Origin of the sequence: Pedococcus sp. 2YAF34, assembly GCF_052114585.1 — a bacterium.
Lineage (GTDB): Bacteria > Actinomycetota > Actinomycetes > Actinomycetales > Dermatophilaceae > Pedococcus.
In genome coordinates this window covers 52,089-68,874 of record NZ_JBFRFA010000034.1, presented here as the reverse complement: position 1 = coordinate 68,874, position 16,786 = coordinate 52,089, and the positions used below count along the sequence as shown (strand labels likewise).

Genomic DNA, 16,786 nt, shown 5'->3' with positions numbered 1-16,786 from the left:
GGCTGGACCCCGGTCGACGAGCTGGTGGTCGTCACGTCGTGGTCGTGGGGTCTGGCGTGGTCGTCGTGGGATCCGACGTCGTGGTGGTCGGGTCCGGTGTGGTGGTGGTCGGGTCCGACGTCGTGGTGGTCGGGTCCGGTGTCGTCGTCGTGGGATCCGGCGTGGTCGTCGTCGGGTCCGGCGTCGTCGTCGTGGGGTCCGGCGTGGTCGTCGTCGGGTCCGGCGTCGTCGTCGTGGGATCGGGTGTGGTGGTGGTCGGATCGGGTGTCGTGGTCGTGGGATCGGGTGTCGTGGTCGTGGGGTCCGGAGTGGTGGTGGTCGGGTCCGGCGTGGTCGTCGTGGGGTCCGGAGTGGTCGTGGTCGGGTCAGGTGTGGTCGTCGTGGGATCGGGCGTCGTGGTGGTCGGGTCCGGTGTCGTGGTGGTCGGCTGGGGGGACGTCGAGGGGGTGGTCGTCGGCCCGGGCGGCCTGCTGGTGCTCGGGCGCGGAGCAGGCGTCCTCGTCCCCGGCAGGATCGCCGGCGGCGGTGGTGGCGGGGCCACCGGGAGGGTCGCGGCCTTGGCGACGGCCCGCGTGACGACCTCGGGGGTCACCGTCGCCGGCTCGGACTTCATCGGGGCCGTGGGGCCGTGGCTGAGGACGGGGGCCGAGACCGGGCCGATGGCGACCAGTCCGTGGGTGTCGAAGTAGTCGATCCAGTCGAGCACCGCCAGCAGGTAGGGCCCGGAGTGGTTGTAGGACACGATCGCAGCGGCGAGCTCGGTCGGCTGTGCCAGGTCGCGCCCACCGGCACAGAGGTAGAGCGAGGCCGACACGACCGAGTCGTAGACGTTCTGCGGGTCGGCCTTGCCGTCGCCGTCGCCGTCGGTCCCGAAGTCGGCCCAGGCGCTGGGGACGAACTGCATCGGCCCCACGGCGCGGTCCCACTGCGTGTTGCCGTCGAGGAGCCCACCGTCGGTGTCGGGCACCCGGGCGAGCCGCCCACCCGACAGCAGCGGCCCGTACACGCCCGGGACGACGCGGTGGCCGCTGAGGGACTGCCCACCCGCGGACCCGGACTCGACCTGGGCGATGGCCGCCAGGACCTCGGCACGCAGCCGGCACGCCGGCGGTGCGCCACGGACGGCACCGAGGTACGCGTCGACGAGGGCGACCTGGACCGGCCCCGGCCCCGGTGCGCCGAGGGTGGCGCCGAGCGCCGGCGGGTGGGCGATCTGGCCGGCCACGGACACGTTGACGCTGCGTCCCTCGGTGCTCAGCGCGCCCGAGCTGAGGTCGTCGAACGCCGCCCGGCCGTCGTCGACCGACGTCCCCAGCGGGTGCACGGGCTGCGGGGAGCCCTGCGGCTCGTCCGGACCGGACGCGCCGCAGGCCGCCACCACAGCCGTGGCCGCGGCGATGACGAGGAAGGTGGGAAGTCGCATGGCCCGTCCAGCCTCGCCCCCGAGGACAGCCAGACCTACCGCCGAAAGACGTAGGCGCCGGGGTCCGCGTGACGTAGCCGCGTCCAGAGGACGGTCAGGTCCGGGTGCCCGCGGTCATCCCTTGTCGGCGCGGCGCTCCTGCCAGCGGTCCCACGGGCCCCGTACGGTGCGCACGAGCTGCTCACGCCGCTCACGCCACTCGAGCAGGCCCTCGCTGGGCCACCACGCAGCCCTGAGCCGGTCCTTGCGGCGACGCACGCCGGCGACCGCCCTGACCACGCGGTGGGTATCGGGCCGGACGTCGGTCACCGTGGTGCCGGGGGGTGCGTAGCGCGACCGCTCCACGCCGTCGACGACCCGGATCAAGGCCTGGGACTCCTCGCCCTCGAGGTAGGCCTCGCGCTGGAAGAAGCGGCCGGCCTGGCGGGGCGTGCTGCCGCGGGGTGGGATGACACCGAGGTCGCCGAGCCGTTCGACCATCGACTGCCACTCCACCTCCACGCGGGTCGCCTCGTCCGGGGCGTCGCGCAGCCGGCGGCGCAACCGGGTCCTGGCCGCCAGCGGCACGGCCAGCGAACCCAGTACGCCGGCGACGAGGCCGATGAGCACCCAGAGCAGCGCGGTACGGGCCTGGGGGCCGAGGAACGACGAGTCGCCCGCCGAGGTGCCGGACGTGGTCGTCGGGTCCTGCGCGCCCGGGTCGTTGGCGCCGTCGGGCCGGGTGTTGGTCGGGCGCGCGGTCGCGGAGGGAGCGCTCGTGGACGGGTCGGAGGAGTCGGGCGTCGTCGGGGCGAGGGAGTAGGGCGGCGCCACCGTGTTCTGCGCCCCGGACGGCGTGGGCTCGAAGCGCAGCCACCCGACCCCGTCGAAGTAGAGCTCGGGCCACGCGTGCGCGTCAGAGGCGTGCACGGTGTAGGTGCCGCGGTCGGCGCTGCCGGGCAGGAAGCCGATGGCCATGCGGGCGGGGATGCCGCTCTCGCGCGCCATCATCACCATGGCCGTCGCGAACTGGACGCAGTAGCCGACCTTGGACCGCAGGAACAGCGAGATGGCGTCGGGCCGCTCGGACTGCCCGAAGTCGTTGGTCACCGTCTCGGGGAGCTGCAGCGAGTAGGAGAAGCCGCCGGTCTGCCGCAGGTAGTTCTGGATGGCCCTGGCGGCCTCGATGCGGCTGGCGCCCTCAGGGACGACCTCGGCGACGAGCTGGCGCACCAGCGGCTCGGAGGCGGGGTCGACCTGCAGCTCAGGGGGGAGCAGGGCGCCCGTGGCCCGCTCGACCGGCTGGTCCAGCGCGCCGGACGGGGGGTTGAGCGCGAGGTAGTTGAAGCTGTAGGACCGCGCCGACCGGTTGACCGAGGCCACCGACGTCTGGCGGTCCAGGCCCCAGGCCACGCCGTCGAGGTCGCCGGAGACGAGCGGGGTGGGGGCAGCGATCTGTGGCGCCTCGATCCGCGACTCGTCCACGGACAGCCGGTAGGTCTCGCGGGGGATGCTGTCGTCGAGCTCGCGCGGCAGGTCGACCTGGGGCCGCTTGCTGTACCTCACGTCGGGGTTGTCCGGCCGCCACTGGTCGTTGGCGTAGCTCTCCAGCACCCCGACCCGCAGCGGCGTGAGCACCGGCGCGTTCGTCGTGTAGGTGAGCACCGGTGCCTTGGACGGGTTGTTGAGGCTGCGGGTGAGGTCGAGGGTCGACTTGAGGCCGATCTGCCCGTCGCTGAACCCGGTGGCGTCGGCCGAGCGGCCGAGCCCGTCGATGAGGTAGCGGGTCGGCAGGTGGGGGATGACGATGGGCAGCGCCACCGCCGTGACCAGGCCGGCGACCGCGAGCGTGCGGCCCACCGCGGCATACCCGTAGGCGCCGTCACGGTCCTCGGACGAGCGGCGGCCGCTGGTGCTCAGGGGGACCGTGGTGCTCCAGCGGCGCAGCGAGGAGATGCCCTGGCGTCCGAGCATGAGCAGCCACACGCCGCCGGCCGCCACGAAGTACATGGGGTTGAGGGCGTCGCCGGAGTTGGAGGCGGAGATGAGGAACGCGGTGAGCAGCGGCAGTCCCGCCATGGCCGGGGAGCGGCGCATCACGGCGAGGTGGTCGACGATGATCGCGGCGACGGCGATGGCCAGCCCGATGCCGAGGATGATCCCGCGGTTGGTGGGCGCCGGTGCCGCGTAGTTCTGGACGGTCAGCCGTGCGTCGACCAGCAGCCGGTTGAACGTCAGCACCATGTCGAGGGTGGGCAGGCCGTGCCACAGGTGGCCGCGGCCGTAGAGCCAGCCGGAGACGAGGACCACCCCGGCGAGCTGACCGAGCATGACGAGCACCCACGAGGTGGTGGCCATGCGCACGAGGATGCCGACCACGACGACGACGGCGATGACGGCCAGCGTCGGCCGGATCCAGGTGTTCGGGGTGAACAGGGTCGACAGCGGCCAGGCGACCACGGCCGACGCGGCGCCGGCGAGCAGCGACTCGGGGACGCGACCGCGGCTCATGCCACACCCACCCGGGCGGTGCCACCGGACAGGACGCCCCACACGGAGGCGAGCTCGTCACCCGACCCGACGACGGCCACGCTCCACCCGGCTCCGCGCAGGACCGGTACGCAGGCCATCTCCGACGGCGCGCCGGTGCGCCGTCGGCGGGCGGCGCCGAACCCGTCCGGGTCGAGCACGACCGCGAGCGCGGTGCCCCCGGGCTGGCGCAGTGACGCGACCCGGCGGGCCAGCTCCTCGTCGAGCTCGGTGACGACGGCCAGGACCAGGCCGCCCGAGGCCGTGACGGGGTGGGCGGCCTGCAGGACGTCGGCGAACTGGTCGTCGGAGCCGGGCTCGGCCATGGCGAGCACGTCCAGCAGCGGGTCGACCTCGATCGAGGCGGAGGCGCGGCTGTCCTCCGCGGTCTCGTCGGTGACCAGGTGCACGGCATACCCCTGGTCGAGCAGGTGCACCCCCACCGAGGCGCACGCGGTCACGGCCCACTCGAACGAGCCGGAGCTCCCCGAGCCGTGGTGGCCGCGCGCCCGGGAGTCCAGGACGATCGCTGCACGGCGGCGGGCGGGGCGGTCCTCCTGGCGGACCATGAGCTCACCGGTCTTCGCCGTGGCGGGCCAGTGGATCCGGCGCAGGTCGTCGCCGTCGCGGTAGGACCGGATGGAGACGTCGTCCTCGCCGTGCAGGGCGACCATGTGCGGGATGACCCCCTCGGCGCCGACGCCGCTGCCCGGCGGCTGCCCGCCGCCCAGCGGCAGGATGCGGGGGAGCACGAGGATGTCGCTGGACCCTGAGATGGCCGCGACCCGGGTGCTCAGCCCGAACGGGTCACGCAGGCGCACCCCGAGGGGGCCGAGGCGGTGGCGGCCACGCACGTGGGAGCGCACCGTGTAGTGGACCTCCTGCCGCTCGCCGCGCCGCAGCCGGGGCACGACGAACCGGGGACGGTCACCGAGCGCGTAGTCGAGCTGCTCCTCGGCCATGAGCAGCGGGCTGGCCGCGCCGCCGGCGTTCTCGATGGCCAGCGTGACCACCGACTGCTCGTCGACCTGGATGCGACCGGGCACGGCAGTGCGCTCGAGGGCGAACCGCAGGTCGTGCCGTCGCATGAGCAGGCCGCTGAGCAGGGGGAGGGCCACCAGGAGGACGCCGATGCGGGTGAGGTCGGTGAACCCCAGCCCGACACCGCACAGCACCAGGGTGGTCCCGGCGGCGACGAACGCCCGGCCGCGGGTGGTGAGGAGGTCGCGGAGCCTGCGCACGGCGGCGCCTCAGCGCCCGGCGGCCGGGACCGGCACCCGCCGCATGAGGTCCTGCAGGACCTCGGCGGTGCTGCGCCGGGCGAGCTGGGTCTCCCCGGTGGGGATGACGCGGTGGGCGAGGACGTTGACGACGACAGCCTGGACGTCGTCGGGCAGCACGTGGTCGCGGCCCTCGAGCGCTGCGTGGGCCCGGGACGCCCGCAGCATGTGGAGGGTCGCGCGCGGTGACGCCCCGAGCCGGAGCGCGGAGCTGGACCGGGTGGCCGCCGAGAGGTCGACGACGTACTGCTTGATGGCGTCGCTGGTGAACACCGAGCGCACCGCGCGCACCATGGCCGAGACGGTCGCCGCGTCGGTGACGGCGGTCAGGGTCTCCAGCGGCGACACCTGGCCGTGCGTGTCGAGCATGGCGACCTCGGCGCGCGAGGAGGGGTAGCCGAGGGAGATGCGGGCCATGAACCGGTCGCGCTGGGCCTCGGGCAGCGGGTAGGTGCCCTCCATCTCGATGGGGTTCTGGGTCGCCATGACGATGAACGGCTTGGGCAGGTCGTAGGTCTGTCCGTCGACCGTGACCTGGCCCTCCTCCATCGACTCCAGCAGCGCGGACTGCGTCTTGGGCGAGGCGCGGTTGATCTCGTCGCCGACCACCACGTTGGCGAAGATCGCGCCCGGGCGGAACTCGAAGTCGCGCACGTCCTGGTTGAAGACGCTGACACCGGTGATGTCGCTGGGCAGGAGGTCGGGGGTGAACTGGACCCGGCGGACCGAGCAGTCGATCGACCTGGCCAGGGTCTTGGCGAGCATCGTCTTGCCCACGCCGGGGACGTCCTCGAGCAGCAGGTGGCCCTCGGCGAGCAGCACGGTGATGGCGGTGTGCACCACGTCGGGCTTGCCCTCGATGACCGAGTTCATGGCCCGGGCGAGGCGTCCGGCGACCTCGGTCACCTGGCTCAGCGAGGCGGGGGAGCCGGCAGGGAGCGAGAGCAGGCTCTCGGGTCCGGCCGGTGCGTCCGGCGCCGTGGTCGCTGCGCCCACCGGGCCGTTGGTCTGGTCCTCGTACCTACCTTGCACCGGCTGTCCCTTCGTCGGGTCCCCTGCGGCGGGTCCCATCGTCGGGGGGTGCCTCGCTGCGCCCCCGCGGATGTTCCTGATCTTTCCCCACAACGCCCCACCGGGACAGCAGGTATGCCGTCTCGTGACCTGGGATCGCTGCTCCGGGCAACGGCCGAGCCCCTCCAGAGGTGCCCGCGAGCGTGGTGGGAGCGCCCGCGCGGTGGGCGCGACCGGGTCGTCGGCCGCCGGGGCGCCGACCAAGCGCAGCGATCCACCACTTTGCACCACCACCGTGACCTGCAAAAACAGCCAAACAGATGACCTCAAACGCCGGAATGGGGTGCCTGTAGGGGTCGTGGTGGAGTAAAGTGGGGGAATCCAGAGGGCCGTGGGGCCCGAGCACCGGCGGCAGGGGAGGTGGGCACCGTGTTCCTCGGGACGCACAGCCCCCGACTCGACGACAAGGGCCGCCTGTTCCTCCCCGCCAAGTTCCGCGAGCGCATGGCCGGCGGCCTGGTGGTCACCCGTGGCCAGGAGCGCTGCCTCTACGTCTTCCCGATGCAGGAGTTCGTCCGCGTGACCGAGCAGATGCAGTCGGCGCCCACGACGAGCAAGGCGGTCCGCGACTTCACCCGTGTCTTCCTCTCCGGCGCCTCCGACGAGGTCCCCGACAAGCAGGGCCGCGTGACCATCCCGGCCAACCTGCGCGCCTACGCCGGGCTGACCCGCGATTGCACCGTCATCGGCGCCGGCTCGCGCGTCGAGGTCTGGGACACCGACGCCTGGAACGCCTACCTCGAGAGCACCGAGCAGGGCTTCGCCGACCAGTCCGAGGAGGTCATCCCCGGACTGCTCTGAACCACCGGACCGGAGACGCCCCTGTGGCCAGGTCTCCAGCCGCTTCGCTTCCCGGGACGACTTCCCCCGTCCCGGGCCGCACACCAGGAGCGGATGGGGACCTGACCGCAGGGTCACCCGGACCGCACGACCCCGTAGCACCCCGCAGCGCAGCACCACCGCACAGCAGCACTCGAAGCACCCGCACCACTACTTCGCACCACCCAGCACCGAGCACCACAGGAGCACGTCGATGAACTCACGAGGAATGGCCGCCGACCGGCACGTTCCCGTGCTCCGCGACCGCATCGTCGAGCTGCTGGCGCCCGCCCTCACCGAGCCCGGCGCGGTCTACCTCGACGGCACGCTCGGCATGGGCGGCCACGCCGAGGCCGTCCTCGAGGCCTGCCCGCAGGCGCGCGTCGTCGGCATCGACCGCGACCAGGAGGCCCTCGCGCTCGCGGCCGAGCGGCTCGCCCCGTACGCGGCCCGCACCACCTTCGTCCACGCCGTCTACGACGAGGTGCCCCGGGCGCTCGCCGAGGCCGGTGTCGACCACGTCGACGCCAGCCTCTACGACCTCGGCGTCTCCTCCCTGCAGCTCGACGAGGCCGACCGCGGCTTCTCCTACAGCCAGGACGCACCGCTGGACATGCGCATGGACCAGGGAACCGGGGTCACGGCCGCCGACGTGCTCAACACCTACGGTGCGGCCGAGCTCGAGACGATCCTGCGCGAGTACGGCGAGGAGCGGTTCGCCCGCAGGATCGCCGCTGCCGTCGTGCGCGAGCGGGAGAGCGAGCCGTTCACCACCTCGGCCCGGCTCGTGGAGCTGCTCAAGAAGGTCGTCCCGGCCGCCTCGCAGAAGAGCGGCGGCCACCCCGGCAAGCGGACGTTCCAGGCGCTGCGCATCGAGGTCAACTCCGAGCTGTCCGTCTGGGCGCAGGCGCTGCCACGCGTCATCGACGCGCTCGGCGTCGGTGGCCGCGTCGCCGTCCTGTCCTACCACTCGCTCGAGGACCGCATCACCAAGCGCGTCTTCGCCCAGGGCGCCAAGGGCAGCAGCCCCGAGGGCCTGCCCGTGGAGCTGCCCGAGCACGCGCCGTACCTGCGCCTGCTCACCCGCGGGGCCGAGGAGGCCTCCGCGCAGGAGCAGTCCGCCAACCCCCGATCTGCCTCGGTGCGCCTGCGCGCCGCCGAGCGCACCCGACTTTCCACAGCAACGAAGGGACAGCACCGATGAGCCAGCAGACTGCGACGGCGAGGGTCGCATCTCGGGCCCCCCTCCGGCGGCAGGCACCGCCCCAGCCCCTGCGCGTCGTGCCGGCCGCGCTCGGCCAGCCGGGCAACGGCCTGTTCGCCGCCCTGTGCATGACCATGCTCGTGGCCGGACTCGTCGGCCTGCTCATGCTCAACACCGCGATGGCGGAGGGCTCGTTCACCCTCCACCGGCTCCAGGCCACCTCGGGCGAGCTCACCGACACCCAGCAGGCCCTGACCCAGGCCATCGACGCCCAGCGCAGCCCGGCCAACCTCGCTGCCCGCGCCGCCAAGATGGGGATGGTGCCGGCCGACTCGGCGGCGTTCCTGCGGCTGTCCGACGGCAAGGTCCTCGGCGTGGCGAGCCCGGCGAAGAAGCAGCCCGGCTTTACCGTGGTGACCGCTCCGCAGGCCTCGTCCTCGAAGGCTGCGAAGGCCAAGGACACCGCGCCGAAGGCGTCGGTCACCACCAAGGGGGACGTGACGACCACCACCGAGAAGGTCACCAAGCCCGACGGCTCGGTCGTCACCACGGTGACCAGCGTCGACGCCCGCACCAAGGCCACCACCAGCACGACCACGACCACCCCGGCAACGACGTCGGGGGCCGGGGCGGCCCAGCCGTCGGCCGGGACGCCGGCGGACGCCGCCACGCCCAAGCCCTGACGCACGACAGCACGCAGCACCACCCGACCCAGACACGAGGTACCCAGTGACGCAGACCCGAGGCACCGGCCCGGGAGCCCCACGCCCTCGTGCCGGCACGGGGGCGCCCACGGGTACGGCGCCGCGTCGCCGCCCGGCGCCGGGTGCAGCCAGGGGCGCGACGCAGCGTGCGGCCCAGGGCAAGGAGCGGGCCGCGGCGGCCAGGGCCGGTCGCCCCTCGGGTCGACCTGCCCCCGCCGGCGCCCGTCCCACGGGTGCAGGGGCACCGCGACGCACCGGACCCAGGCCTCCGGCGGCACCGCCGCGTCGCCCGGTCGGGCGCAAGGTCAGCCTCGACGGCTCCAACCCGCGTCGCCGCATGCGGACGATGACCGTGGCCGTGCTCTTCGTGTTCAGCATCTTCGGCGCGCAGCTGCTGCGGCTGCAGGGCTTCGACGCCTCGGCGGTCTCCAAGGACGCCCAGACCAACCGCACCACCACGGTGCCGCTGCTGGCCATGCGCGGCTCCATCCTCGACCGCAACGGCACGATCCTCGCCTCCAGCATCGAGCGGCGCACGGTGACCGTCGACCAGACGGCCGTGCCGGAGTACGTCAAGAGCGTCGACGGGGTCCGCACCAAGGTGGGTGTCGCCGGGGCCGCCGAGGACCTCTCGCCGCTGCTGAACATCCCCGTCGACCAGCTCACGGAGGACCTCACGGGTACGGCCAAGTACCGCGTCCTCGCGCGGAACATCACGCCGCTCAACTGGCGCAAGATCTCCGAGCTCGGCGTCAACGGCGTCTACTCCGAGGCCACGTCCGACCGCAACTACCCGACCTCCACGGCCGCCGCCTCGCTCGTCGGGTTCCTGCGCTCGGACGGCACGGCCGGCGGTGGCCTCGAGGTCCTCGAGGACGGCGTCCTCAAGGGCAAGGCCGGAAAGACGATCTTCGAGCACTCCCAGGACGGCCGGGCCATCCCCAACGCGCGGCAGGAGACGATCCCGCCGGTCGAGGGCAAGGACGTCAAGCTGACCCTCGACTCCGACCTGCAGTGGTTCGCCCAGAACGCCGTGGCGCAGAAGGTCAACGAGACCAAGGCGTTGTCGGGCACGGTGGTCGTCACGAACGTCAAGACCGGTGAGCTGCTCGCCGTCGCGTCGTACCCGACGTTCGACCCCAACCAGCCGGGGCAGGCCAGCGAGAACTGGACCAACAAGGCGTTCAACGACGTCTACGAGCCGGGCTCGACGGGCAAGGTCATCACGGCGTCGGCGGCCATCGAGGAGGGCGCCGTCACGCCGTCCACCGTGGTCGAGGTGCCCAACCGCATCCACCGCTCGGGCACCGAGTTCAAGGACAGCCACGACCACGCCACCGAGTACCTCACCTTCGCGGGCGTCCTCGCGCAGTCGAGCAACATCGGCACGATCCTGGCCGGCGAGAAGGTCAAGGCGTCGACGATGTACAGCTACTTCAAGAAGTTCGGCCTCGGCGCCACGTCGGGGATGGGCTTCCCGGGTGAGGGCCCGGGCCTGCTGACCAACGTCAAGGACTGGAACGGCTCGCAGCGCTACACCGTGCTCTTCGGGCAGGGCCTGTCGGTCAACGCCCTGCAGGCGGCCGGGGTCTTCCAGACGATCGCCAACGACGGCGTGCGGATCCCGCCGCGCATCGTGGCCGCGACCAGCGACGGCCACGGCGGGTTCACCCCGGCGCCCAAGGCCCAGGGCATCCGGGTGGTCTCGGCCACGACCGCCAAGAAGGTCCGCGACATGCTCGAGGGAGTCGTCGGCAAGGAGGGCACCGCGCCCGAGGCCAAGATCCCGGGCTACCGCGTGGCCGGCAAGACCGGCACCGCCGACCGCTACGACGCCAAGGTGGGCGGCTACTCCGGCAAGACCGCGAGCTTCATCGGGTTCGCCCCCGCCGACGACCCCGAGATCGTCGTCGCGGTGACGCTCCAGCGCCCCATCAAGGGCTACTTCGGTGGCGCCGTCGCCGGGCCGGTCTTCAAGGACGTCATGACCTACGCCCTGCAGGAGCTGCAGGTCCCGCCGACCGGCACGAAGTCCCCGGTGGTCCAGGTGAAGGCAGCTGAGACCCCGGCCAAGGACGACCCGTCGGTGCTGCGCGACCACCAGTCGGGCACGTCCGGCCTCCGGCGCTGACGGTAGGCTCGCTGTCCGTGCCTTCCCCCCGACCGGCGTCCCCGCACGCCATCGCGCTCTCCGCCGTGGCGTCCCTCGTGGACGGCACCGCCTCGGGTGCAGACGTCGAGGTCACGGGGGTCACCCTCAGCTCCCAGGACGTCCTCCCGGGTGACCTCTACGCCGCCCTTCCCGGTGCGAACACCCACGGCGCCCGGTATGCCGCCGGCGCCCTCGCCGCCGGCGCGGTCGCGGTCCTCACCGACCACGCAGGGGAGCAGGTGCTCGCCGAGGAGGGTGTCGACGTCCCGCGGGTCGTGGTCCAGGACCCGCGCGGTGTCGTGGGCGCCGTCGCGCGGGAGGTCTACGGCACCGCCGACCCCGCCCTGCGCCTCGTGGGGGTGACCGGCACGAACGGCAAGACCACCACGGCCTACCTCGTGAACTCCGCCCTGACCGCGCTGGGGCACACCACCGGCCTCATCGGCACGGTCGAGACACGCATCGGGGACGAGCGGGTCAAGAGCATGCGCACCACCCCCGAGGCGACCGTCCTGCACGCGCTGCTGGCCGTCATGGTCGAGCGGAGTGTCGACTTCTGCGTGATGGAGGTCTCGAGCCACGCCCTCAGCCAGCACCGTGTCGACGGGGTCGTCTACGACGTCGCGCTCTTCACGAACCTGTCGCAGGACCACCTCGACTTCCACCCCACGATGCGCGACTACTTCGAGGCCAAGGCGTCGCTGTTCACGCCGGAGCGGTCGCGCCGCGGCATCGTCTGCGTCGACGACGAGTGGGGCCGCGAGCTCGCCGGCACCGCCGGCGTGCCGGTCACGACGCTGACGTCGCGCGCCGACGTCGACGCCGACTGGCGGCTCGTGGCGGGGGAGGACCCGGCCGGCTTCACGCTGTCCGACGGCGCGACCACCCTACGACTGCGATCGGCCCTGCCCGGCGACTTCAACCGGGTCAACACCGCGATGGCAGCCCTGGCGCTCATGGCCTCCGGCACCACCGCCGAGGACACCGAGCGGGCGCTGCTCGTCGACCCGCACGTCCCGGGGCGCATGGAGCGGGTGGCGCCGACCCGCGAGGCCGCCGACCCCTCCCTGCCGCTGGTCGTCGTCGACTACGCCCACACACCCGACGCCGTCGCCGCTGCCCTCGCGGCGCTCCGACCGGCCACCACCGGGGCGCTGGTCGTCGTCCTGGGTGCCGGCGGTGACCGCGACCGGGGCAAGCGTGCCGCCATGGGCCGCGCCGCTGCCTCCGGGGCCGACATCGTCGTCGTGACCGACGACAACCCCCGGTCCGAGGACCCCGCGGCGATCCGCCGTGCCGTCCTTCAGGGGGCCCGGGACGCGGGCACGGACGCCGAGCTGCACGACGTGCAGGGGCGCGCCGCCGCCATCGCCGCCGCCGTGCGTGCCGCCCACCGTCACGGTCCGGGGAGCGTGGTCGCCGTGGTCGGCAAGGGCCACGAGACCGGCCAGGAGGTCGCCGGCACGGTGCACCCCTTCGACGACCGCGTCGAGGCCGCCAAGGCCTTGGACGCCATCACCCTCGAGCGCGGAGGAGTCGCGTGATCCCGTTGTCCCTGCAGGAGATTGCCACCATCACCGGTGGGAGGCTGCACGGCATACCGGAGGACGCGGCCGACCGGCTCGTCGTCGACGGCCCCGTCGTCACCGACTCCCGTGAGGCCGGCCCCGGCGGTCTCTACATCGCCCGCGTGGGCGAGCAGCAGGACGGCCACCGGTTCGTCCCCGCCGCAGCAGGGCTCGGCGCGGTCGCAGCGCTGACCACCCGCGAGGTCGACGACCTCCCGTGCGTCGTCGTCGACGACGTGCAGGCCGGTATGGCGTCCCTCGCCAGGGCGGTCGTCGACCGCCACCCGCAGCTCACCGTCATCGGCATCACCGGCTCCTCCGGCAAGACCTCCACCAAGGACCTGCTCGCGGCGGTCCTGTCGACCGACGCACCGACGGTGGCCCCGGTCGGCTCGCTCAACTCCGAGGTCGGGGTGCCGCTGACCGTCTTCCGCGTCACGCTGCAGACCCGCTACCTCGTCGTGGAGATGGGTGCGCGCGGCATCGGGCACATCCACTACCTCACGACCATCGCCCCCCCGCGGATCGGGATCGAGCTCAACGTCGGCTCCGCCCACGTCGGCGAGTTCGGGTCGCGCGAGGCGATCGCCGTCGCGAAGGCCGAGCTCGTGGCCGCCCTGCCCGAGGACGGCCTCGCGGTCCTCAACGCCGACGACCCCGCCGTGCGGGCCATGGCCACCCAGACCCCCGCCCGCGTCCAGCTGGTCGGCACCGCCACGGACGCGGTGGTCCGGGCCACCGACATCACGCTCGACGCCGCCGGCCGGCCGTCCTTCACCGTGCTCACCCCCGTGGGGGAGGCGGCCGTCACGCTGCCGCTGCACGGCGAGCACCACGTGGGCAACGCCCTCGCCGTCGTCGCCACGGCGCTGGAGTGCGGGCTCGACCTCGACCCGGTCGTCGCGGCGCTCGCCACGGCGACGCCGGCCTCCCGGTGGCGCATGGAGGTCGTCGAGCGGGCCGACGGGGTCACCGTCGTCAACGACGCCTACAACGCCAACCCCGACTCGATGCGCGCCGCCCTCAAGGCGCTCGCCGCCATGGGTGGGGAGGGGCGCCGCACCTGGGCGGTCCTGGGCTCCATGCTCGAGCTCGGTGACGAGTCGACCGCCGAGCACGACGCCATCGGGCGGCTCGCCGTGCGGCTCAACATCTCCCGGCTCGTCGTGGTCGGCGACCTCGCGCGGCCCATGGCCAGCGGGGCCCAGCACGAGGGGTCGTGGGGCGAGGAGGCCGTCTGGGTGCCCGACGCCGACGCCGCGCACGACCTGCTCGTCGAGAATCTGCGTCCCGGTGACGTCGTGTTGTTCAAGTCCAGCCGCGACGCCGGGCTACGGTGGCTCGGAGACCGGGTGGCCGCGCAAGCCGGTCCCGACAGCGAGGAGGACGCGACGTGAAGGCGGTCCTGATCGCTGCCGTCGTCTCCCTGGTGGGCGCGCTGTTCGGCACCCCGATGTTCATCAAGTTCCTGGTCAAGCAGGGCTACGGGCAGTTCATCCGCGACGACGGCCCCACGTCGCACCACACCAAGCGCGGCACGCCCACCATGGGTGGCGCGGTCATCATCGGCAGCAGCCTCGCCGCCTACGCGCTCGCGCACGTCGTCACCGGCACACCGCTCACGTGGAGCGGTGTCCTGGTGCTGTTCCTCATGACCGGCCTCGGCCTGGTGGGGTTCCTCGACGACTACATCAAGATCTCCAAGCAGCGCAGCCTCGGCCTGCGGTCGGGGGAGAAGCTCGCCGGGCAGACCCTGGTCGCGGTGGTGTTCGCGGTGCTCGCGCTGCAGTTCCCCAACGCCAAGCACCGCACCCCGGCGTCGACCTACGTCTCGTTCGTCCGCGACACCCCGGTCAACCTCGCCTTCGCGGGCAGCCTGGTGGGGCTGATCCTGTTCGTCATCTGGGCCAACATCATGATCGCGGGAACGTCCAACGGCGTGAACCTCACCGACGGCCTCGACGGCCTGGCCACCGGCGCCTCGGTGATGGTGTTCGCCGCCTACGTCCTCATCGGCATCTGGCAGGGCAACCAGAACTGCCAGATCACGCCGGGCCTGAAGTGCTACGAGGTCAGGGACTCCCGCGACCTCGCGGTCGTCGCGGCCGCGGCCATGGGCGCCTGCTTCGGTTTCCTGTGGTGGAACGCCTCGCCGGCCAAGATCTTCATGGGGGACACCGGTTCCCTCGCCCTCGGCGGCGCGCTGGCGGGCCTGGCGATCACCACCCGGACCGAGCTCCTCGTGGTCATCCTCGGTGGCTTGTTCGTCACCATCACCCTCTCGGTCATCATCCAGGTCGGCTCGTTCAAGATGACCGGCAAACGGGTGTTCAGGATGGCGCCGCTGCAGCACCACTTCGAGCTGCTGGGGTGGAACGAGGTCACCATCGTCATCAGGTTCTGGATCATCGCGGGGCTGTTCGTCGCGCTGGGGCTGGGACTCTTCTACGCCGAGTGGGTCGTCGGGGCGCAGTAGCCCCGGACAACCGGTCCCACCCGGACACGCAGTGGCACGAGCAGTGAGGAAGCAGCAGCAGTGAGCAGCACACCGGTCGGCGGACGGCTCGACGGGCTGACGGACGGCGGCGCGGACTGGAGCGGCCTGCGGGTCGTCGTCGCGGGCCTCGGCGTCAGCGGGTTCGCCGCCGCCGACGCCCTCCACGAGCGCGGCGCCCACGTCGTGGCGGTGGACGGGGGCGACCCCGAGGCCAACACCGGCCTGGGGGAGCGCGCCCGCATCCTCGACATCCTCGGGGTCGACGTGCGCCTCGGGCCCGACCACGTCGCCGCCCTCCCGGCCGACGTCGTCCCCGACCTCGTCGTGACCTCTCCGGGCTGGCGCCCCACCCAGCCCCTGCTCGCGCAGGCCGCTGCTGCGGGCATCCCGGTGTGGGGGGAGGTGGAGCTCGCCTGGCGCATGCGGGCCGCCGTCGGCCCGGCCCCCTGGCTGACCATCACCGGCACCAACGGCAAGACCACGACCGTCACCATGCTCGCGGAGATGCTGCGCGCCGCGGGCCTGCGCGCGACCGCGGCCGGCAACGTCGGCACCCCGATCCTCGAGGCGGTCCTGCACCCCGACCCCTACGACGTCATCGCCGTGGAGCTGTCCAGCTACCAGCTGCACTGGTCCGACAGCCTGGCGCCGCACGCCTCGGCCTGCCTCAACGTCGCCCCCGACCACCTCGACTGGCACGGCTCGTTCGAGGAGTACGCCGCGGCCAAGGGCAAGGTCTACGCCAACACCAAGGTCGCGTGCGTCTACAACGTGCAGGACGCCACGACCGAGCGGCTCGTCATGGAGGCCGAGGTGCAGGAGGGTTGCCGGGCGATCGGCTTCACCCTCGGCACGCCCGGCCCGTCGATGGTGGGCGTCGTCGACGACATCCTCGCCGACCGCGCGTTCGTCGAGCAGCGCAAGACCTCGGCGGCCGAGCTGGCCACCCTCGACGACGTGCGCGGCTCGGCCGCCACGCTCGCGCCGCACAACCTCGCCAACGCCCTCGCCGCCGCAGCCCTCGCACGTGCCTACGGCGTCCCGCCGGTGGCCGTCCGCGACGGCCTGCGCGCGTTCCGCCCCGAGCCGCACCGCATCGCCGACTGCGGCGAGGTCGACGAGGTCCGCTACGTCGACGACTCCAAGGCCACCAACCCGCACGCCGCGCTGGCGTCGCTGCAGTCGTTCGAGCACATCGTCTGGGTCGCGGGCGGGCTGCTCAAGGGCGCGGAGGTGGACGACCTCGTCCGCGAGGCGGCCCCGCGCCTGCGGGCCGTGGTGCTGCTCGGCGCCGACCGGGAGCGCCTCGCCGAGGCACTCGCCCGACACGCGCCGGATGTGCCGGTCGTCGACGTGCCCAGCACGGACACTGGTGCCATGGATGTCGTCGTCGCGCAGGCCGCCGGGCTGGCCCAGCCCGGCGACACGGTGCTCCTCGCCCCGGCCGCCGCGTCGATGGACATGTTCACCGACTACGGCGCCCGTGGCGACGCGTTCGCCGCCGCGGTGGACCGTCGCCGCACGTCCGGCGGCCGGTCGACCGGGCCGCAGGGGGAGTAG

12 protein-coding genes are annotated in these 16,786 nt (G+C 73.1%); 8 read left to right on the top strand and 4 right to left on the bottom strand.

The window, feature by feature from the left end:
- Positions 1-31: 31 nt before the first annotated feature.
- The 4 genes from AB4Z02_RS15640 to AB4Z02_RS15625 form a co-directional block, all read right to left on the bottom strand.
- A complete protein-coding gene (locus tag AB4Z02_RS15640) occupies positions 32-1,423 on the bottom strand; it encodes a lytic murein transglycosylase (protein WP_441972055.1) in 1,392 nt (463 codons plus the stop codon).
- Positions 1,424-1,537: 114 nt separating this feature from the next.
- Positions 1,538-3,913 carry a transglutaminase family protein gene (locus AB4Z02_RS15635; RefSeq protein WP_441972053.1) on the bottom strand — a complete coding sequence of 792 codons (2,376 nt, stop codon included), beginning with the start codon at positions 3,911-3,913 and terminating at the stop codon, positions 1,538-1,540.
- Entirely contained in the window at positions 3,910-5,172 is a 1,263-nt protein-coding gene (locus AB4Z02_RS15630) for a DUF58 domain-containing protein (protein WP_056883820.1), read from the bottom strand. The genes AB4Z02_RS15635 and AB4Z02_RS15630 overlap by 4 nt, the downstream gene beginning before the upstream one ends.
- Positions 5,173-5,181: 9 nt before the next feature.
- Positions 5,182-6,159: an AAA family ATPase gene (locus AB4Z02_RS15625; RefSeq protein ID WP_441972070.1), complete on the bottom strand. Its 978-nt coding sequence runs from the start codon at positions 6,157-6,159 to the stop codon at positions 5,182-5,184.
- Positions 6,160-6,651: 492 nt separating this feature from the next.
- On the opposite strand from AB4Z02_RS15625, the gene mraZ reads away from it, so the two are divergent.
- The 8 genes from mraZ (at position 6,652) to murD (ending at position 16,786) form a co-directional block, all read left to right on the top strand.
- Complete coding sequence (gene mraZ, locus AB4Z02_RS15620; protein ID WP_056884158.1) at positions 6,652-7,083, top strand: division/cell wall cluster transcriptional repressor MraZ; 432 nt, start codon at positions 6,652-6,654, stop codon at positions 7,081-7,083.
- Positions 7,084-7,315: 232 nt separating this feature from the next.
- Complete coding sequence (rsmH, locus tag AB4Z02_RS15615) at positions 7,316-8,305, top strand: 16S rRNA (cytosine(1402)-N(4))-methyltransferase RsmH (protein WP_441972050.1); 990 nt, start codon at positions 7,316-7,318, stop codon at positions 8,303-8,305.
- Positions 8,302-8,988 carry a hypothetical protein gene (locus AB4Z02_RS15610; protein WP_082590499.1) on the top strand — a complete coding sequence of 229 codons (687 nt, stop codon included), beginning with the start codon at positions 8,302-8,304 and terminating at the stop codon, positions 8,986-8,988. The genes rsmH and AB4Z02_RS15610 overlap by 4 nt, the downstream gene beginning before the upstream one ends.
- Positions 8,989-9,346: 358 nt before the next feature.
- Positions 9,347-11,140: a peptidoglycan D,D-transpeptidase FtsI family protein gene (locus tag AB4Z02_RS15605; protein WP_441972048.1), complete on the top strand. Its 1,794-nt coding sequence runs from the start codon at positions 9,347-9,349 to the stop codon at positions 11,138-11,140.
- A gap of 17 nt (positions 11,141-11,157) precedes the next feature.
- Positions 11,158-12,705 (top strand): UDP-N-acetylmuramoyl-L-alanyl-D-glutamate--2,6-diaminopimelate ligase, encoded by a 1,548-nt coding sequence (locus tag AB4Z02_RS15600; protein WP_441972046.1) that lies wholly within the window; start codon positions 11,158-11,160, stop codon positions 12,703-12,705.
- On the top strand, positions 12,702-14,126 hold the full coding sequence (locus AB4Z02_RS15595; RefSeq protein ID WP_441972044.1) for a UDP-N-acetylmuramoyl-tripeptide--D-alanyl-D-alanine ligase: 1,425 nt from the start codon (positions 12,702-12,704) through the stop codon (positions 14,124-14,126). The genes AB4Z02_RS15600 and AB4Z02_RS15595 overlap by 4 nt, the downstream gene beginning before the upstream one ends.
- Positions 14,123-15,205 carry a phospho-N-acetylmuramoyl-pentapeptide-transferase gene (gene mraY, locus AB4Z02_RS15590; protein WP_056883825.1) on the top strand — a complete coding sequence of 361 codons (1,083 nt, stop codon included), beginning with the start codon at positions 14,123-14,125 and terminating at the stop codon, positions 15,203-15,205. Before AB4Z02_RS15595 ends, mraY begins: the two co-directional genes overlap by 4 nt.
- A gap of 60 nt (positions 15,206-15,265) precedes the next feature.
- A complete protein-coding gene (gene murD / locus AB4Z02_RS15585; protein WP_056883826.1) occupies positions 15,266-16,786 on the top strand; it encodes a UDP-N-acetylmuramoyl-L-alanine--D-glutamate ligase in 1,521 nt (506 codons plus the stop codon).